The organism is Hymenobacter latericoloratus (assembly GCF_014199535.1).
Classification (GTDB): Bacteria; Bacteroidota; Bacteroidia; order Cytophagales; family Hymenobacteraceae; genus Hymenobacter; species Hymenobacter latericoloratus.
On the sequence record NZ_JACHNV010000008.1, the window covers coordinates 104,351 to 123,118 of the forward strand.

The 18,768-nt window shown below is 58.8% G+C and carries 14 protein-coding genes; 4 read left to right on the forward strand and 10 right to left on the reverse strand.

All coding sequences use genetic code 11. The annotated features are described in order from the left end of the window. Window positions 1–425: 425 nt before the first annotated feature. Entirely contained in the window at window positions 426–1,802 is a 1,377-nt protein-coding gene (locus GGU46_RS19155) for an FAD-dependent oxidoreductase (protein ID WP_183405175.1), read from the forward strand. A 318-nt stretch (window positions 1,803–2,120) separates the two neighbouring features. Continuing rightward, a complete protein-coding gene (locus tag GGU46_RS19160; RefSeq protein WP_183405176.1) occupies window positions 2,121–2,858 on the forward strand; it encodes a LytR/AlgR family response regulator transcription factor in 738 nt (245 codons plus the stop codon). A 97-nt stretch (window positions 2,859–2,955) separates the two neighbouring features. Here the strand turns inward: GGU46_RS19160 and GGU46_RS19165 are convergent, their stop codons facing one another. The 6 genes from GGU46_RS19165 to rpoN form a co-directional block, all read right to left on the reverse strand. Next, a complete protein-coding gene (locus tag GGU46_RS19165; protein WP_183405177.1) occupies window positions 2,956–6,564 on the reverse strand; it encodes a PAS domain S-box protein in 3,609 nt (1,202 codons plus the stop codon). A 116-nt stretch (window positions 6,565–6,680) separates the two neighbouring features. After that, on the reverse strand, window positions 6,681–7,310 hold the full coding sequence (locus tag GGU46_RS19170) for a hypothetical protein (RefSeq protein WP_183405178.1): 630 nt from the start codon (window positions 7,308–7,310) through the stop codon (window positions 6,681–6,683). Between the two features lie 182 nt (window positions 7,311–7,492). Beyond that, on the reverse strand, window positions 7,493–8,293 hold the full coding sequence (locus GGU46_RS19175; protein ID WP_183405179.1) for a hypothetical protein: 801 nt from the start codon (window positions 8,291–8,293) through the stop codon (window positions 7,493–7,495). A gap of 159 nt (window positions 8,294–8,452) precedes the next feature. Then, a complete protein-coding gene (locus GGU46_RS19180; protein ID WP_183405180.1) occupies window positions 8,453–9,130 on the reverse strand; it encodes a hypothetical protein in 678 nt (225 codons plus the stop codon). Window positions 9,131–9,283: 153 nt separating this feature from the next. After that, the gene (locus GGU46_RS19185; RefSeq protein WP_183405181.1) at window positions 9,284–9,499 is read right to left on the reverse strand and encodes a hypothetical protein; all 216 of its coding nucleotides are present in this window, start codon (window positions 9,497–9,499) and stop codon (window positions 9,284–9,286) included. A 354-nt stretch (window positions 9,500–9,853) separates the two neighbouring features. Continuing rightward, window positions 9,854–11,446: an RNA polymerase factor sigma-54 gene (rpoN, locus tag GGU46_RS19190; RefSeq protein WP_394353406.1), complete on the reverse strand. Its 1,593-nt coding sequence runs from the start codon at window positions 11,444–11,446 to the stop codon at window positions 9,854–9,856. A gap of 257 nt (window positions 11,447–11,703) precedes the next feature. Between rpoN and asnS the strand changes: the two genes are divergently transcribed. After that, window positions 11,704–13,110, forward strand: coding sequence for an asparagine--tRNA ligase (asnS, locus tag GGU46_RS19195; RefSeq protein ID WP_183405183.1), 1,407 nt, complete (start codon window positions 11,704–11,706; stop codon window positions 13,108–13,110). A 96-nt stretch (window positions 13,111–13,206) separates the two neighbouring features. Here asnS and GGU46_RS19200 read toward each other — a convergent pair whose 3' ends face one another. The 4 genes from GGU46_RS19200 to GGU46_RS19215 form a co-directional block, all read right to left on the reverse strand. Further along, window positions 13,207–13,479, reverse strand: coding sequence for a Rho-binding antiterminator (locus GGU46_RS19200; RefSeq protein WP_215906397.1), 273 nt, complete (start codon window positions 13,477–13,479; stop codon window positions 13,207–13,209). Window positions 13,480–13,514: 35 nt separating this feature from the next. Continuing rightward, complete coding sequence (locus GGU46_RS19205; protein WP_183405185.1) at window positions 13,515–13,757, reverse strand: hypothetical protein; 243 nt, start codon at window positions 13,755–13,757, stop codon at window positions 13,515–13,517. 186 nt (window positions 13,758–13,943) lie between these two features. After that, window positions 13,944–14,372, reverse strand: coding sequence for a hypothetical protein (locus GGU46_RS19210; protein WP_183405186.1), 429 nt, complete (start codon window positions 14,370–14,372; stop codon window positions 13,944–13,946). A gap of 219 nt (window positions 14,373–14,591) precedes the next feature. Beyond that, entirely contained in the window at window positions 14,592–15,311 is a 720-nt protein-coding gene (locus tag GGU46_RS19215; protein WP_183405187.1) for a hypothetical protein, read from the reverse strand. 262 nt (window positions 15,312–15,573) lie between these two features. Here GGU46_RS19215 and uvrA point away from each other — a divergent pair, with 262 nt between their 5' ends. Beyond that, complete coding sequence (uvrA, locus tag GGU46_RS19220; protein ID WP_246399034.1) at window positions 15,574–18,699, forward strand: excinuclease ABC subunit UvrA; 3,126 nt, start codon at window positions 15,574–15,576, stop codon at window positions 18,697–18,699. Window positions 18,700–18,768: the final 69 nt, after the last annotated feature.

Below are 18,768 nucleotides of genomic sequence, written 5' to 3' on the forward strand. Positions count from 1 at the left end.
AATTTTCGTCGCCTATTAAGTAACCTCCAACGTGAAAAATATTTAGTTTTCGCGTCGCACTTTGCGCAGGTTCCACGTTTGGTAGCTGGTTAGTCCGGGCTAAGGTTGCTGCCATGGGTTTGGATTCTGTCAGGGTGCGTACTGCGCCGGCAGGTAGGCGTGCGGGCTGCTCCTGGTGAGGGCGGCATAAGGATAGAACGGCTGACATACGGCAAGCAGGATAGGCGATATAGGCGGGCCTCGCGCCCGGTAATCTTTCCAAAGTTCAAAGTAAAGGTCTGGTCTGTTACAACAGGGCCCTCTTACGGTCAACTACCCGGCTACCCCTCCTGAACCTGGTATTTTCCTCGGCCAACTGATGCCGACGGAATCGGTTACTTTCGTTGTTCCAATTGCTACTTCTTACTGCTTAGCTCCGCGTACCCATGGCCGATTTTGCTTCCCCCACCGCAGAAACTGAACTCCTGACCATTATGGGCGGCGGGCTGGTGGGCTCCCTGCTGGCGCTTTACCTGGCCCAGCACGGCCACGCAGTAGAAATGTTTGAGCGCCGCCCCGATATCCGGAAGGCCGGCCCGGTGGAGGCCCGCTCTATCAACCTGGCCTTGTCGGACCGGGGGTGGCGGGCGCTGGAGGGGGTAGGCATTGCTGACTCGGTGCGGGATGTGGCCATTGCCATGCACGGGCGCATGATGCACGACCCCCACGGCCAGCTCACCTACCAGCCCTACGGCCAGGAGGGCCAGGCCATCTACTCGGTGTCGCGCGCGGGCCTCAACCGCCGCATGCTGGATCTGGTGGAGCAGAATCCGCGCATCCGGGTAGCCTTCAACCAGCAGTGCCAGCGCGTAGATCTGCGCCAGCAGATAGTAGAAATGCTGGATACGGAGCGGGGCGAGAGCCGGACGGTGCCTTTCCGGCGGCTGTTTGGGGTGGATGGGGCGTACTCAGCGGTGCGTGGCGCCATGCAGCGCACCGAGCGGTTCAACTACTCCCAGCACTACCTGGACTACGGCTATAAGGAACTGACCATTGCCGCGGCCTCCGGCGGCGAGTGGGCCCTGGAAAAGCACGCGCTGCACATCTGGCCCCGGGGCCAGTACATGATGATTGCCCTGCCTAACCTCGACGGCTCCTTTAACTGCACCCTGTTTTTTCCGTTCGAAGGCCCTGTTTCCTTCGAGGCCCTGCAAACTCCGGCTCACGTGCGCGCCTTCTTCGAGGACGTGTTTCCGGATGCCGTGCCCCTGATGCCGGAGCTGGAAACCGAATTCTTTGAAAACCCCACCAGCTCGCTGGTTACCGTGCGCTGCTACCCCTGGACCTACCACGATGCCGTGCTGCTGCTCGGGGATGCCGCCCATGCTATTGTTCCGTTTTACGGGCAGGGCATGAACGCCGGCTTTGAGGATTGCACAGCCCTACACGAACTGCTTACCCGCCACGGCCGCGACTGGAACGTGATTTTCCGGGAGTTTCAGCAGCAGCGCAAGCCCAACGCCGATGCCATGGCTGACTTGGCAGTATACAACTTCGAGGAAATGCGCGACCGGGTAGCCGACCCCCGGTTTCTGCTTCAGAAGAAGATTGAAAGCAAGATTTCAACCCAGTACCCCGACAAGTGGCTACCCCTGTATTCGCAGGTGACGTTTTCGCACCTTCCTTACGCTGAGGCCTTGGCCAACGGGCAGGCCCAGGAGCAGATTATGCAATGCCTGATGCCCCACATCCAGACCGAGGAAGACTACCAGCGGCCCGAGGTGCAACAGCTGGTAGCCGCCGAAATGGCCGCGCGGGCCTGAGGCACAGCACGGGGCGGACCGGCGGCGGTAGCTACGGGAGGTATCCTGTTTTGGGAAGGGTAGGGGGTAGCGGCCGGCAACACCATGCGTTTGGAAGGCACGGGGAAGCCGGCCACTCCAGAAGCCGTTTGCTCTGCGTCCAAAAATGAGATAATACATTTTGTTCCATATAATTAACTTGGTTGCCTACCCGAAGTAGAGTAGTTTAGCTACTCAGTTAAAAACTGCAATGCTTGTTTAGCGGGCCCATTCAGCCAGTTAGCAGGCAGCTGCCCCACCCGTTCCGACTTACCCTTTCCGCCCTCCGTTCCGCTCCGTATGGCTACTGTTCCTGTCCTGACCTGTGCTATTATTGATGACGAAGAAATCAACCGGCTGACGCTGGAGCACTATATTTCCCTTACCGACTCGCTGCAGCTGGTTACCTCCCTTGATGATGCTTTGCAGGGCCTGAACTACTTCCGGGCGGGCAACAAAGTGGATGTGCTCTTTCTGGATGTGCAGATGCCCCAGCTCAACGGGCTCGACCTGTTGCGCGTCCTCTCCGATCCGCCCATTGTCATTCTGACCACGGCGCACGAGGATTTTGCCGTCGATGCCTTTGACCTGCGCGTAACCGACTACCTCGTCAAGCCCTTCGATTACGCCCGCTTCAGCCGGGCCGTGCAGCGGGCCCTGCAGCAGCATGCTACCCCGGCTACCGCCGCTGGCAGTCCGGCCGCAGCTCCAACGGCTCCCCCCGATAACGACTTGTTCGTGAAGGTGAATAACAAGATGGTGCGCATCAACTTCGATGAAGTGCTCTACATCGAGGCCCTGTCGGACTACGTGATTATCGTCACGGACAAGCAAAAGTACATCGTTTATACCACCATGAAGGCCCTGGACGCGCGCCTGCCCTTCGACCATTTCGTGCGGGTGCACCGCTCCTACATCCTGAATATGCGGCGCATTGAGGCCATCGAGGACGGGGCGGCCGTAGTGCCCGGCGGCAACCACGTACCCATCGGCAAATCCTACCAGGAGGCCTTCTTTCGCAAGCTTAACCGCATCTAAGCTCGCTAGACTTCTTTCCATAACAGCTTGCCCCGCAGCACTTCCCGAAACAGTTCAGAAAGTGCTGCGGGGCAAGCTGTTCGTGTCGGCGGCTTGGTTACTCAATATGGGCGTTAGCGAGTTGCTCTACGGCGGCTTCCAGCACAGTAGCCAGGTTGTGGGCCGCGGGCAGCAACTCAGCTACCGGCGGCAGGCCCGCAAGGTCGGGGGGGAGGCGGGATAGAGGCTCTAGCATCGCCACCGCCTCCTGGGGGCCCTGAATGCCGAGCAACTGCAGCGAGGGCCGGAGCTTGTGCACCACCAGCCCCACCGCCAGCCAGTCGCCGGCCGCGGCCGCCTCGCGGAGCTGAGCCACGGCTACCGGCGTGTGCGCCCGGAATGAGCCAATGATTTTCTGCATGAAGATAGTGCTGCCGTGGGCCGTGTCGCGCAGCAAAGTCAGGTCGAACAAAGAGGCCGCAGCCGGACCAGCAGGGGCAGCCTCCGGTGCGGGCGGAAGGCTGACTTGGGGCCCGGCGAGGAGGGTAGGCGCGGCGGCTTCCAGCTCGTCGGCCGGCACCGGGCGCAGGTTGGCTTCCAGCTTCCGAAACAGGTCATCTTCCTCGAACGGCTTGGAAAGGTAATCCAGCCCGGCTGCCCGGTAGGTTTCGTCGTCGGAGCGCATCACGTTGGCCGTGAGGGCAATAACGGGGGTAGCGGCGCGCAGCGGGTCGGGGTGCTGGCGCAGGCGGCGGGTCACGTCGAGGCCGCTGAGGCCGGGCATCTGAATGTCCATGAGCACCACGTCGTAGAGGCGGGCTTCCAGCTGGTCGAGGGCCTCGTTGCCGTCGGAGGCCACGTGGGTTTCCACCTCCCAGCCTTCCAGAATCAGCATGGCCAGCTGCTGGTTTACGGGGTGGTCCTCCACCAGCAGCACCCGTTTGCCCCGCAGGCGGCGGTAGTCGGGTGGGGGCAGCAGGGTAGGCTCGGGCAGCGGGTGCTGGGCCTTGGGCAGGGTCAGGGAAAAGAAGAAAGTGCTGCCGTGGTTCAGCTCACTTTCTACCCACATCTGCCCGCCCAGCTGCAGCACCAGGCTCCGGCTGATGGTCAGGCCCAGGCCCGTGCCCCCGAAGCGGCGTGAAATATCGGCGTAGGCCTGCGAGAAGCTCTCGAAAACCGATTCCAGCTTGTCGGCCGGAATCCCAATGCCCGTGTCACGCACCTGAAATTCCAGCGCCAGCTCGGCGTCCGTGTCCCGCAGCAGGCGCGAGGCCAGGACTACCTCGCCGTGGGTGGTGAACTTAACGGCGTTGCTGAGCAGATTAAGCAGAATCTGGTTGATGCGGCCCGGGTCGCCGATAACCACGGGGTGGGGGAGGGGCATTAGCTCCAGCCGGAAGCCGATGCCTTTCTCCTCGGCCCGGAACGCTAGGCTTTGCACCGCATCCTGAATGGACTGGTTTAAATCGAAGGCCATCTGCTCCAGCTCCAGCTTGCCGGCCTCAATTTTGGCCACGTCCAGCACGTCGTTGATAACCGTGAGCAGGTGGCGGCCGGAGTTACGCAGCACCCGCAGGTGCTCCTGCTGGGTAGGGGCCAGAGGCGTTTTGGCCAGCAGGCCGGCCATGCCCAGAATACCGTTGATGGGCGTGCGGATTTCGTGGCTCATGTTGGCCAGGAAGTTTTCCTTGGCCCGGGCCGTATTTTCGGCGGCTTCCTTGGCCCGCAGCAGCTCCTGCTCGGCCTGAATGCGCTCCGTAATTTCCTGACCGTAGGCAATAACGTAGGGCAGCTCGCCGGGCTCCTGTACGCGGTAGTTATTGTACATCAGGTGGTGCGGGCGGCCGTCGGGGCCCCGAAGGGTCATCAGGCCGGTCAACTCCTGTTGCTGACGCGCCTGGGCCAGGTACACCCCCAGCTGCGGGTGCAGATCGGGGGTGAGCACATCGTAGAGGGTGCGCCCCACCAGCAGCTCGGGTACTACCCCCACCAGCTGGGCCGCGGCCGGGTTTACCGATAGAACAACTCCTTCCAGATCATGGGTGCAGATCAGGGCCTGGGAGTAGTGCATCAGGTCGCGGTACTGCTTGGCCGTGCGCTCCAGGGTGTTGCCCGTCTGCTTGATTTCGGTGATGTCGGTGCTGACGCCCATGACGTTGATGCTGCCATCGGTGCGGGGCAGGGGGCGCACCACCGTCTGGAAGTAGCGCACGGTGCCGTCGAGCTGGGTAAAGGAGCTTTCGTAGGCTATTTCCTGCCCCGATTTCAGTACGTGCAGGATGCTTTGCTCGTGGGCCCATTTCTCGGCCGCTACGGGGTCGTGGGGGTCGCTGGAGTCGGTGTAGCGGTGGGCGCCGGTACTGATCAGGTCCTCGAAGGCTTGGTTGGAGAACTGAATCTGCCCCTCGGTATTGCACACCCACAGCACAATGGGGGTAGTGTTTACTACCTGCTGCACAAAGTTTTGCTGCTCCTGCAGGCGGGCTTCGCTGCGGCGTACCTTCTCTTCGGCCTCGTGGCGCTCGGTAATATCCAGGCCGTACCCGATAACCATCCGCAAGTCGCCTTCGGAGCTGAAAACCGGCTGCATATGGCGCAACGACAGGCGCGGACCCTCGGGGGTTTCCAGGGTTTCTTCCCAGGCCACCACGCTGCGCTGCTGCACAGCGCGCTGGAAAATGGCCCGCCGCCGGTGGGCCAGGTCCAGGGGGCGGCCCCAGTGAGCAAGGTACTCGAAATCGGTGCGGCCGATAATCCACTCGCGCAGGCCAGGTTCCCGCAGGGCCGCCGGGTTCACGAACTGGTAGCGGTGCTCGGTGTCGAACACGGCCACATCGGCGGGCAGCTGGTTGAGTACCGTTTCATAGAACTCCTGCTGCTCTACCAGGCGCTTTTCCGCGTCTTTTACCTGGGTAATATCAGTGAAATAGAGGTTTACGTACTGATCATTCACGAACGGCACAATGGCCAGCTGAAAGCACCGGTCGGCGTGGCCTACCTCGCTTTGGGTTGGCAGGCCTGCCGCCAGGGCCTCGGTAGCCGCCTGGTACAGATGCTGGGAAAACGCCGGATCATGCTCGGGCGCTACGTACTCTTGGCGCAGCTGCTCAGCGGCCGGGTTGGCATAGAGCACCCGGCCATTGGCGTGCAGGCGCAGCACGGGGTTGGGGTTCTGGCCCGGAATGCGGGACAGAGAGTTCAGATACTGCTCGGCCCGGCGCGCCTGCGTGACGTCGCGGAAGGAGAGCATGTAGCCAGCCGGCACCAGGTCATCCTGGCCGCTGAGCGGAATGAAGTCCATTTCCAGCACCGTACTGTCGGCCAGCTCCACATCGGCTCCCAGGGTGCGCTGATTAGCGAAACGCAGGTTTTCCAGCTCCTGACGGGTGTTTTCGGGCCGCGCCGACTGTTGGATCAGCGCCTCCAGCAGGGGCTCGGCGGGTTGCTCCTGCATACCGGGCTGGGCATCGTCCAGGCCCAGCAGGTCGCAGAATTCCTGGTTCAGTAGCACCACTTTGCCATTCTGGTGCACTACCAGTACCGCTACCCGCAGGTTTTGGGTGAGGCGCGTGATGCTGCCCGTCAGGCGGGTTACTACCCGCTGGGTGGCGGCCAAGTGGCGGCGCAGGGCCTGCACCTGTTGCTCGGCCGCCATCCGTTCCCGGCGCTCCTGCGCCAGCTGGTCGGCCAGGGTCGCCGTGGCAGTAGTTGAATCGGAAGTGGACATAGGGCGGCGAATTCAGAAAAGCTTCAGAAAAACCAACTAACCAACTGACAGACAAGACAAGCGCGCCACATCAACGGAGTGCCGGTTGGTATAGGAAAGATAGCAATGAATCCGGGCTAGGCCAAGGCCAGGCCCGCGCCGCAGCCCAGTACCAGGCTGGCGCCCAGTGCCAGGCCCGCCCATACCTGAGCAGGGGTGTGCGCATTCAGGGCCAGGCGGGCGCTACCTACCGCGCCGGCCGTTACCACCGCGCCGGCCAGCCACCACACCCCGGGCCCGCCGGAGGTTCCGCCGAGGTGGAGCAGCGCCAGAAAGCCCGCTGCCCCGCCCATGCCCACCCCGTGGGCCGAAATTTTCCAGCGTAGCGTAATCAGAAACGTTAGAAACACGGCCAGGGTCATGCCGGTCATCATCTGGTAAAGCAGTGCATCAAACAGGCCTGGTCGGTGCAGCAGCCACGCCGCTGCTCCAAAGCTGGTAGCGGCCAGCAGCAAGGGGAGGGCGCGCTGCTGCCGCAGGGGCATTTCCAGGGAATCTACCAGGCCCAGTTTCACCAGTAAGGCCGCCCCCAGGGAAGGTAGCGCAAACGTGAAGCCCCCCACCACGGCCAGCACCAGCCACCGGTCGGGCAGGGCGGGTAGCAGCAGCACCCCCGGCAACTGGTAGCAGACGGTGTAAAACAGGTAAAACGGCACCAGCAGCGGATGAAACACCGCCGAGAGGGCCGTGGCAAAACTACGCGTCACAAGTAGGCGGAACTAAGGCAGAAGCCAACGAAGATACAGCAGCCCGCGGCTTCGGAGTGCGGTAGCACTACCCCCCATAGAACCAGACGAGCCCCCGAAGCTACGCTAACGAGGGCTCGTCTGGTTCTATGGGGTAGTGCCACCTGAAGTAAGCATGACCGCTCTAAGTTTTCAAGCACACTCTACCCCCCGCCACGAACTACGGCGTTCTTAAACGTTTTAAGTCTAATTGGCACGCCTAACGTGGCACTAAAACCAGAGCCGCGTACGTGCAGCGTAGTACTGCCCCGTTGCGAATTATACCGATACTCAACCGGCACGAGTAGCATATCGGTCAAGCCTTGAGTATAATATATGCTTAAATTCAGCCGTTCTTTATTTAGTCGGTAAAATCTGGCGGTTATGCCTCCTATGATAAAAGTACCAAAGCTTTGTTTATTAATTATTCTCTGAGAGAAGTCAATGGTATCATAGGCTAAAGAGCCACTATTTAACTGCCCACATCCTGAGCAATTACGTGTATTCCAATTCAAGCCCGAACCCAATACTATATCCAGGCGGAAACTAGCTAGATAAGTATGGCGAACAGTATCAATCTCCTTGATATTGTACTCGCTGATTCGTTTACTGAATAAAAGAGGAAACTGGTGCATATACCTGCCCGTACTATGGCCGCGCCGCTCACCTTCAAATGGATTTACTGTATACTTATCGGGTACCTTTAAACTATAAGCCCAACCTAATGTGCTGCCACTATAGCCTGCACTAATGCCCCAGTTTTCTCTCACTTGCAAACGAAGCATGGCAACCCCCTGCTCATCAAAGCTCAGAGAGCTATACGCTTTGAAAGGTCTTGTTCCTTTACCAAAATATGCACCTTCTGCAAAGGTATAGTTAGCGCCAGCCTTCAAATCTAGATATAACTTACTTTGCCCATGAACAGCTGTTGTCAATACCATCCAAGCGAAATACGTAAGAAACAAACACCTCATTTGGTTTTATGTTTATGTATAAAGTACGGCAGCTGTTATTTCTGACAGCTGCCGTACTTTATATCTACCATTTATTCTGGATGCTGTAAGTGCGAGTAAGATATTGTCCTACTTTGAATTTTACGTCCCCCTTAAAACGCTTAACACCTTTCATGGAATTAAAGTACCAGTATTATGATCACCAGTTTCGTTGCCGAAATAAGGAGCATTAATATTGTTATAAGAATTTAGGTCAGACTCAATGTACGTCTCGCACATAGGTTGCCAGTATGCACCAGTGTTCGGTAAAATATAGATGGTGGTAGGCGAACCGAGCCAAGCTCCATACCATGTTTTCTTCTGGTGACTGGCTTTAGCTACCATAGAATGATATATTCCGAGAGGTTGGTACACTATCTTACAATGTAGGCGCCTGTCCTTGGCGTAATTCTGATGATCATCGTCCTTGTCTCTATCGGCACTCTCGCCACAACCTATTCCAGAGCCAATTCGGGTGGTGCCCCTAAAGTCCGCGCCGAAGCTAGAGCCTTGGTCGCCTGCTTCCAGTAGGCCAAATACATCTTCGTTCAGGTTGAAATAATGAATGCTGCTCTCTACAGTAGGCGGGGCTACGACAAACTGATCGTAAGAAGCTGCCTGAGTAGATGGAATGTAGGAGATGATGTTGTTCGCTAAATCAATGTGGAAGATTCTGCCCGCAATTTCTACAGTGCCTTCCGGTGAAAGCATAGCGGCGAAATAATCATCCTCAATGATTAGGCCTTCACCGGAAGGTTCGGCATAAGGCTCAAAGTAGGGCTCAACCGGCTCCTCTTCTTCCACCGGCATACGTAGAGCGGTTACCCCAGCAGCAGCCTTTTGCCGCTCCTCCTTCTGCTTTTGCTTTTTCGCGTATTGAGACCGTAAGGAGTGAAAACCGTACTTTTTTTCCCACTTTTCTAAGTGGTTCTCGGTAGTTTCTCCCGCTCCTAGCTTATCGAGTTATGCAGCCATCTCCAAAAAGTCTGCGCTAGTGGCAAAAGACAGATACCTGCCTTTATTCTTAGGCTCCTTGGAGCCTTTTGCATCCTGAGAAATTGCGGATGCCATTGGGGAAGGGGAAACGCCTGTTTCTTTTTGGCAGGCGGTGCTAGCCAGAAGCAGGCCGCAGGAGGTGAGCAGGGCGAAGCGCCGAGTAGAACGAAAATAGTTGGACATATAAAAAAGATAAAGGGTGAATGAGACACTAAGATTGTTTCCGCGCACTATGATCACACAGGTCAGCCAAAGACTCTAGTGGGATAGCAACACGGAACACACAAGCAGTAGGGTACAATAGAGATGCCGCTATGGGCAGAGCGAGGTAATGTTCTCAAAGCTAATGATATAGTTGGTATCTGCACAGACGTGGTGAAATAGTATAACAAAAATTTATAAGTAGCCGGTGAAGCAGTTAGGTTTTCTGGCGCATCCAACGTGCCTTCTTCACTACTACCCCACAAAAACCAGCCAAGCCCCCGAAGCGTACGCTGCCGGGGGCTTGGCTGGTTTTTGTGGGGTAGAACGAATTGCTTACAGCTCTTTGCGCAGGCGAGCCACCGGAATATTCAGCTGCTCGCGGTACTTGGCTACGGTGCGGCGGGCAATGTTGTAGCCGCGGGCGTTGAGCATTTTTTCCAGCTTATCGTCGGAGAGAGGCTTATTTTTCTGCTCGCCCTCAATGATTTCCTTCAGGATGTGCTTGACTTCCCGGCTGGAGGCGTCCTCGCCCGAGTCGGTGGCAATGCCTTCGGAGAAGAAGTATTTGAGCGGGTAGATGCCGAACTCCGTCTGCACCGATTTGGAGTTGGCCACCCGGCTCACGGTGCTGATGTCCATGCCAATTTCCTGGGCTATGTCCTTCAGAATCATGGGCCGCAGCTTGCTCTCGTCGCCTTCGGCAAAAAACTCGGTCTGGTAGCGTACAATGGCGTCCATGGTGCGCAGGAGCGTGTTCTGGCGTTGCCGGATGGCATCAATAAACCACTTGGCCGAGTCCAGCTTCTGCTTGACGAAGGTGACGGCCTCCTTCATTTTTTTGTCCTTCTTCGAGGCCTTGTCGTAGGCCCGGAACATCTCGGTGTAAGCCGGCGATACGCGCAAATCCGGGGCGTTGCGCGAGTTCAGGGTCAGGTTGAACTGTCCGTTGTCGTGGGTCAGGATGAAATCCGGCACAATGTATTGCACCTTGCCCAGGCCCACCGGACCGGTGCCGCCGGGCTTAGGATTGAGCTTGAGAATCAGGGCAATGGCTTCCTTTAGCTCGTCGTCCTCCAGGTCCAGCTTCTGCTGAATGCGGGGGTAGTGCTTCTTGGTAAACTCGTCGAAGGTTTCGTGGAGGATGCGCTCGGCGTGCTCGGTGGCTTCGTCCTGGGGGCGGCGCTCCAGCTGCAGCAGCAGGCACTCCTGCAGGTCGCGGGCGGCAATGCCGGCCGGATCAAACGACTGGATAACGTGCAGCACGCCCTCAATTTCCGGCACCGAGGCCTCAATATTCTGGGAAAACGCCAGGTCGTTGGCAATGGCCGACAAGTCGCGGCGGATATACCCGTCGCCGTCAATGGAGCCAATCAGCTGGCGGCCAATGGCTTCCTGCTTCTCGTCGAGGTTGGCGAAGCCCAGTTGGTCAAGCAGGGAGTCTATCAGCGAACCGCTGGTATCGGCCAGGGGCATTTCCCGGTCGTCCTCGTCCTCGCCGGGACCGTCGCCCTGCATTTTGTAGCCCGCAATTTCGTCGTCGTGCAGGTAGTCGCTCAGGTCCAGGTCCTCATTATCGGAGCCCTCCTTCACGTCGGCGGGCTCCTCTTTGCCGGGCAGCTCTATTTCCGGCTGCTCCTCACTCTGGCCGCTGTCAAAGTCTTCATCAAGCGTGTTGTCCGGGTTGTCGAACTCCGCATCCGGGTCGTTGTCGAAGTCCTCGTCCGAGTCGCCGGAATCGTCGTCGCGGTCCTGGTCTTCAAATTCCTCATCCGGCTCGTCGCCTTCCTCCAGGGCCGGGTTTGCTTCCAGCTCCTCCTTGATGCGGGCTTCCAGCTCGGCAGTGGGAATCTGCAGCAGCTTAATAAATTGAATTTGTTGCGGTGACAGCTTCTGGGAGAGAAGCTGTTTCATGTCCAGTCGTTGCATACTCCAAAACGCGTACGCCCCGCCGGTTTGGAAACGGGGTGATTAGGCCAAATATAGGCCTTTCTGTACTTGGGTTTAGCGGAAAAAGTTGGGGCAGAAGCAGGGTAGAGTTCTGGTTGCGGTGCCTCGCGGCGCCGGGGCCCCAAGCCGATGGCGGGTGCTGCGGGCCTTCGCGCAGAAACCGGCTGCTTTGCGCTACCAAATCTTCTACCTTTGTCATTCTTACAAGATTTACCTTTTAGAAGAACAACCTTCCCATGTCCGACCTCCGAAAAACCAGCGTGCAGGATTTGCTCCGCAGCACCGAGCTGGACCGCGAAGTGCTGGTAAAAGGCTGGGTGCGCACCCGCCGCGGCAACAAGTACGTGCAGTTTATTGCCGTGAACGACGGCTCCGGCTTCAATTCCATTCAGGTGGTAGCCAATGCCGAGCAGTTTCCGGAGGAGAAATTGAAGGCGGATGGGGTAGAAAACGGCGCCGCCGTGCAGGTGCGCGGCCGGCTGGTAGCCTCGCAGGGCAAAGGGCAGACGGTGGAAATCCAGGCCTCGGACATTACCGTGTACGGCTCCGCTGACCCGGCTACCTACCCCCTGCAGAAGAAGGGGCACTCCCTGGAGTTTCTGCGCGAAATTGCCCACCTGCGCCCCCGCACCAACACATTTGGGGCCGTGCTGCGCATTCGGCACGCCATGGCTTTTGCCGTGCATCAGTTCTTCAACGACCGGGGCTTCTACTACGTGCATACGCCCATCATCACGGGCTCCGACGCTGAGGGCGCGGGCCAGATGTTCCGCGTAACCACCCTGCCCGACCAGAACCCGCCTCTGACCGAGGACAAATCGGGAGTGGACTACAAGCAGGACTTCTTCGGTAAGCAAACCAACCTCACGGTTTCGGGGCAGCTGGAAGGCGAAATTGCGGCCATGGCGCTGGGTAAGGTCTATACCTTCGGGCCCACGTTCCGGGCCGAAAACTCCAACACGGCCCGCCACCTGGCCGAGTTCTGGATGATTGAGCCGGAAGTAGCCTTCAACGACCTGCAGGACAACATGGACCTGGCGGAGGATTTCCTCCGCTACCTGGTGCGCTACGCCCTCGACAACTGCCAGGACGACCTCAAGTTCCTCAACGAGCAGTACGACAAGGAGCTTTTGAACCGCCTGCAGTTTGTGGTGGACAACGACTTTCAGCGCCTGAACTACACCGAGGCCGTGGAAATCCTGAAGTCGGCCAAGCAGAAGTTTGAGTTTCCCGTGGACTGGGGCACCGACCTGCAGAGTGAGCATGAGCGCTACCTGGTAGAGAAGCACTTCAAGAAGCCGGTTATCCTGACCAACTACCCCAAGGATATCAAGGCCTTCTACATGAAGCTCAACGACGACGGCAAAACCGTGCGGGCCATGGACGTACTTTTCCCCGGCATCGGCGAAATCATCGGCGGCTCGGAGCGGGAGGAAAGCCTCGAAAAGCTCACCCAGCGCATGGCCGAAATGAACATTCCCGAGCACGAGCTGTGGTGGTACCTGGAGCTGCGCAAGTACGGCACGGCGCCTCACTCGGGCTTCGGCCTGGGCTTCGAGCGTCTGGTGCTGTTCGTCACCGGCATGGCCAACATCCGCGACGTGATTCCCTTCCCCCGCTTCCCGAAAAGCGCGGAGTTTTAAATCACGGATTCAGACGGATTTTGTCTGATAGTGCTTACCACAACGGCCGCTTCGTATGAGGCGGCCGTTGCTGCTTTTATGCTATTACGACGTTTGTTAACAATAATTCCGCAGCTCCTTATCATCTACAGCTACCAGCGCATCCAGCCGCAGCTCGAAGCCGTCGTGCAGGCGTAGGTATTCTACCTTGTCCTTAATGTACAGGTCCTGGATGGTGCCGTGGTAGGTACTGGGCGGCGTGTCGGGTTGGGTGCGGTAGGTGAGGGTGCAGGGCTGGCCGGTGGTGGCGCGGGCTTCCAGCTCGTCGTAGAAGGAGCAGCTGATGGGGCGGTAGTTGGCGTCGGGCATGAGGGGTAGAAATAAGTGCATCTTTCCTACGTCAAAAGCCTGCTCAAAGATGAGGCCTACGCAGCCAGCCGGTGCCCGTTCACGGCTACCAGCCAGTCGAGGCGCAACTCGCAACCACTGGCCAGGCGCAGGTAGTCCGTCTGGCCCCGGCGCAGCACGCCCAGCAGCTGACCCCGCACACTAAACTCGGCCGAAGTGCCCGGCGTGCGGTACACCAGCAGGCAGCGGCGACCTTCGCCTAGTAGCAGTTGCAGCTCGGCGGGCAGGCTGCGGTGAAGGAGGTACTGAGCAGCGGACATAGCAAGCGAAACGAATTGAACAATAAAAAGATGAGCCTAATCCGTAGGAATACGACAGGAAGCCCTGTTACGGTTTCTCTTTCACTGGCTGCGCCCAGGCTCGCAGGCGCACTTGCCGCCAGATAGAACAAAAAAATCACCCGGCGGGCCGGGTGATTTTTTCGGCATCACGCAGCCGAGGCGCCCTTAGTGCTTGCCGTTTCCTTTTCCCTTGCCGTTACCACCGCCGTGGCCCCCGTAGCCCAGCTTCTTCGCCTGACCAGGGGGGAGGCCCTTGCCGCTTTCCAGCCGTTTTACTTGGCCCGGCGGCAGGCTGGCCGGATATAGTTGCCGGTGGCGCCTGATCTGTACCCAGGGCTGCGCCCCAACATAATCCACCACCACGGGGTGAAATGAGCTGGTAGAATACCCGTTGAGGGAAGCCATCCGGGTCCATTTGCCCTCGCGCTGCACCACGTAGCGCTGGTCGCGCAAGTCGTAATAACCGCCTACCTCTGGAATGTAATAGTATTGGGTGCCGGCCGGAACCGCCGGGCCCCACGAGGGCGGATTTACGTTGATGGTTACCTGAGCCTGGGCCGCCTGAGCCAGACCGGTAAGAGCAGCAAGTGCCAAGCCTGAGAAAACTGATATAAGACGCGGAGACATAGCTAAGGGGGTTAGGATGAAAAACGAAGGAATAAACCGCGGGGCAAGAACAAGGCCAAGTCTCTTTGTACGCCCTGCTGTAATGCCTGCCATGTAAATGCCTGCAGTTGGGTTAAATCCGACAGGCAGAGCATTAAAAAAGCCTTCTACCAAACAGTAGATGGCTTTTTAATAAGGCAGGACTGGCTACATCATCCGGCTGCGGCCACGGCCACCGCCAGAGTTGCCGGGGCTTTGCGGTGGCGGGCTGCCTTGGTTACCAGGACCATTGTAGTTACCTCGGTCATTGCCCCGATTTTCATATCGGTCGTTGCCGCCGCGGTTATCATCCCGGCCGTTGTAGCCGCCGTAGTTGCGGTTATCGTCGCGGCGGCCGTCATAGCCTCCACCATAATTACCCCGGTAGTCACGGTTATCCCGGTAGTCGCGCTGGGCGTAGCCGTTGTGGGGGTAGGGGCGTCCGTTGTAGTAGCCACCGGGACCATAGTTGGGTCGTGGAGCTACCACGTAGCCCCGGCCGGGCCAGTTAGCACCGTAGTACCGGCCCGGCTGCACTCCCCACCGGTTGCAGTAGGCGCGGTGGTCGCGCAGGTAGCCCCAGGGCTGACGGCCCACGTACTGCACCACTACCGGGTGGAAAAAGCGCGGATCGTAGGAGGCATAGGCCCGCGGTAATACCGGCGAGCTAACCCAGGCTCCGTACACCGGATCGAAGAATACGTACATCTGCGAGTACAAATCGTAGTAGCCATCTATTTCCGGGATGTAGTAGTACTGCACGTTCGGGCCAACGGCCGGGCCCCAGTAGGGCGCGTTCACCTGAATCTGTACCTGGGCCTGCGCGCGGTTGCTGTAGAGCAGCAGCCCCAGCGCCATCATAAGGCCAGTTTTGAGCAAGGTTTTCATAAGAGCAACAAGCAAAAGGGGAGATGCTGGCGTAAAGGCAAAAGCCGCACCATAATTTATGGTTTAGACGAAAACCGGGGGTAGGGTTTAAAAGAAGTTTATTCCTATTCGGGACATTTCCCCGCCGCTGCGTGTTACAGCCCATCTGCCCGCTTCTCGGGGCCGGCCACATTCCGCTAACAGGCTTGGCAAATAAGCTATTCGGGGTGGCCGTTGGGCCCTGATTTGCGTACCTTCGCAGACTTATCCGCTTCGCTGCTGCATGGCTAAAAAAACAACTGCCGCTTCTGTTTCTCCTCCCGCTGCCAGCAAACCTGCGGCCGCCCCTAAAGCTGCCCGCCCGGCCAAAGCGGCAAAGACCAAAGCTTCTGACACCCCGGCGCCTACCCCCGCTAAGGCCCGCAAAGCCGCTGCTGCCGTAGCTGATAACGCCGACCGTCACACGACCGCTGCTGTCCAGGCCGTGCCGCGCCTGGAAGAGGTAGCCGAAGCCGTGCTGGAAAGCCGGGTAACCGGCCAGCTCACCGGTCCTGCCGACCTGGAAGCGCCTTATATTGAAGTGTACGGGGCCCGGGAGCACAACCTCAAAAACGTTTCCATCCAGATTCCGCGCGGGCGGCTGGTGGTGTTTACCGGCATTTCGGGCTCGGGCAAATCGTCGTTGGCCTTCGATACGATTTACGCCGAAGGCCAGCGCCGCTACATGGAAACCTTCTCGGCCTACGCGCGCTCCTTCATGGGTGGGCTGGAGCGGCCCGACGTGGACAAGATTGAGGGCTTGTCGCCGGTTATCAGCATTGAGCAGAAAACCACCTCGCGCAACCCCCGCTCTACCGTCGGCACCATTACCGAGATTTACGACTTCCTGCGCCTGCTCTATGCCCGTACCGCCGAGGCGTTCAGCTACGCTACGGGCCAGAAGATGATCCGGCAGAGCGACGACCAGATCATCAACTACATTCTGAAAGAGTACGATAGCCGCAAGCTGGTGGTGCTGGCCCCGGTAGTGAAGGGCCGCAAGGGCCACTACCGGGAGCTGTTCCAGCAGATCGCCAAGCTGGGCTTCACGAAGGTGCGCGTGGATGGGGAGCTGCTCGACATTACGCCCAAGATGCAGGTGGACCGCTACAAAATCCACGACATCGAAATTGTGATTGACCGGCTGGTGGTGAAGGAGGAAGACCGATTCCGGCTTAGCGGCTCGGTGCAGAATGCCCTGACCCAGGGCAAGGGCACGATGCTGGTACTGGACCCGGATAAGAAGAAGGATAACACCCAGTTCTTCTCTCGTTTCCTGATGGACCCGGCCACCGGCATTGCCTACGATGACCCGGCGCCCAACACCTTCTCCTTCAACTCGCCCTACGGCGCTTGCCCTACCTGCAACGGCCTGGGTGAAGTGCAGGAAATCACGGAAGAATCGGTGATGCCGGATAAGAAGCTGAGTATCAGTCGCGGTGGTATTGCGCCCCTGGGCGAGTACCGCGACATCTGGATTTTCCAGCAGCTCAGCCTCATCGTAAAAAAGCACAAGGCCAGCCTGAGCACGCCCATCGAGAAGCTGCCCCAGGACCTGGTGGAGCGCCTGCTGCACGGCGTGCCCGAGGATGAGGACGCCGACCCCAAGAAGGCTAATTACGTGGAGCCCTTTGAGGGAATCATTCCCTTCCTGCGCCGCCAGATGGAATCCGACTCGGAAAACATCCGGGAGTGGATTCAGCAGTACACCCAGGCCCAGGAGTGCCCCGAGTGCCACGGCTACCGCCTCAAAAAGGAAAGCCTGCACTTCAAGATTGACGGCAAGCACATAGGGGAGCTGTCGGTGCTGGACTTGAACGAGCTAGCCGGCTGGTTTGAGGGGCTGGAAGACCGCCTCTCGGAGCGCCAGAACCTGATTGCGCGCGAGCTGCTGAAGGAAATCCGCAAGCGCATCGGCTTCCTGCTGGAAGTGGGCCTCGACTACCTGAACCTGCACCGCTCCGTGCGTACGCTCTCGGGCGGCGAGTCGCAGCGCATCCGCTTGGCTACTCAAATCGGCACCCAGCTGGTGGGCGTACTCTACATCATGGACGAGCCCAGCATCGGTCTGCACCAGCGCGACAACGAGCGCCTGATCAAGGCTCTGCAGCACCTGCGCGACCTGGGCAACTCCGTCATCGTGGTGGAGCACGACAAGGATATGATTCTGCACGCCGACTATGTGCTGGACATCGGCCCCGGCGCGGGCATCCACGGCGGGCAGATTGTAGCCGAGGGTACGCCCACGGAAATCTTCAACTCCGGCTCTCTTACCTCGCAGTACCTCAGCGGGCAGAAGCACATTGAGCTGCGCAGGAAAAAGCGGGCCGGCGAAGGCAACGAGCTGGTGCTGAAAGGGGCTAAAGGCCACAACCTCAAGAACGTGACGGCCAAGTTTCCGTTGGGCAAGCTCATTGCCGTCACGGGCGTGTCGGGCTCGGGCAAGTCGAGCCTGATTCACGATACGCTCTACCCCATCCTCAACCAGCACTTCTTCAACGCCAAGCGCGAGCCGCTACCCTACGCCGGTATCGAAGGCCTGGACTTCATTGATAAAGTGATTGAGGTGGACCAGTCGCCGATTGGGCGTACGCCGCGCTCCAACCCGGCTACGTACACCGGCGTGTTCACCGAAATCCGGCAGCTGTTTGCTTCCCTGCCCGAGGCCAAAATTCGGGGGTACGGGCCGGGACGCTTCTCCTTCAACGTGAAGGGCGGGCGCTGCGAAACCTGCGAGGGCGCCGGCATGCGCACCATCGAAATGAACTTCCTGCCTGACGTGCACGTGCCCTGCGAAACCTGCAAAGGCCGCCGCTACAACCGCGAAACCCTGGAGGTGCGCTTCAAAGGCAAGTCCATCACCGATGTGCTGGATATGACGGTGGAAAAGGCTGTGGAGTTCTTCGAGTTCCAGCCCCGCATCCTGCGCAAGATTCAGACCCTGAATGAGGTAGGCCTGGGTTACCTCACTCTGGGCCAGCAAGCCACCACGCTTTCGGGCGGCGAGGCCCAGCGCGTGAAGCTGGCCACCGAGCTAAGCAAGAAGGACACCGGCAAGACCTTCTACATCCTCGACGAGCCCACCACCGGCCTGCACTTCGAGGACATCAACCACCTGGCCCTCGTTCTGCACAAGCTCGCCGACAAGGGCAACACGGTCCTCATCATCGAGCACAACCTCGACCTGATTAAGGTAGCCGACCACATTATCGACATTGGGCCCGAGGGCGGCGCGGGTGGCGGTACCATTGTGGCCCAGGGTACGCCGGAGCAGGTAGCCAAGTCGGGCAAAGGGCACACCAGCCGCTTCCTGGCCGAGGAGCTGCGCACCAGCAAGTACGCCGAGGAAAAGCCTGATAAGGCGGCCTAGCGTTTCATCATAGGGTAGTCCATCAACAAAAAAGCCGCTGCTTCACAAAGCAGCGGCTTTTTTGTTGAT

What these genes read in the sequence shown, in the direction of transcription:
- GGU46_RS19155 (WP_183405175.1), top strand. Translation starts at nt 426, where the DNA reads ATGGCCGATTTTGCTTCCCCCACCGCAGAAACTGAACTCCTGACCATT.
- GGU46_RS19160 (WP_183405176.1), top strand. Translation starts at nt 2,121, where the DNA reads ATGGCTACTGTTCCTGTCCTGACCTGTGCTATTATTGATGACGAAGAA.
- GGU46_RS19165 (WP_183405177.1), bottom strand. Translation starts at nt 6,564, where the DNA reads ATGTCCACTTCCGATTCAACTACTGCCACGGCGACCCTGGCCGACCAG.
- GGU46_RS19180 (WP_183405180.1), bottom strand. Translation starts at nt 9,130, where the DNA reads ATGCCGGTGGAAGAAGAGGAGCCGGTTGAGCCCTACTTTGAGCCTTAT.
- GGU46_RS19185 (WP_183405181.1), bottom strand. Translation starts at nt 9,499, where the DNA reads ATGTCCAACTATTTTCGTTCTACTCGGCGCTTCGCCCTGCTCACCTCC.
- rpoN (WP_394353406.1), bottom strand. Translation starts at nt 11,446, where the DNA reads ATGCAACGACTGGACATGAAACAGCTTCTCTCCCAGAAGCTGTCACCG.
- asnS (WP_183405183.1), top strand. Translation starts at nt 11,704, where the DNA reads ATGTCCGACCTCCGAAAAACCAGCGTGCAGGATTTGCTCCGCAGCACC.
- GGU46_RS19200 (WP_215906397.1), bottom strand. Translation starts at nt 13,479, where the DNA reads ATGCACTTATTTCTACCCCTCATGCCCGACGCCAACTACCGCCCCATC.
- GGU46_RS19205 (WP_183405185.1), bottom strand. Translation starts at nt 13,757, where the DNA reads ATGTCCGCTGCTCAGTACCTCCTTCACCGCAGCCTGCCCGCCGAGCTG.
- GGU46_RS19215 (WP_183405187.1), bottom strand. Translation starts at nt 15,311, where the DNA reads ATGAAAACCTTGCTCAAAACTGGCCTTATGATGGCGCTGGGGCTGCTG.
- uvrA (WP_246399034.1), top strand. Translation starts at nt 15,574, where the DNA reads ATGGCTAAAAAAACAACTGCCGCTTCTGTTTCTCCTCCCGCTGCCAGC.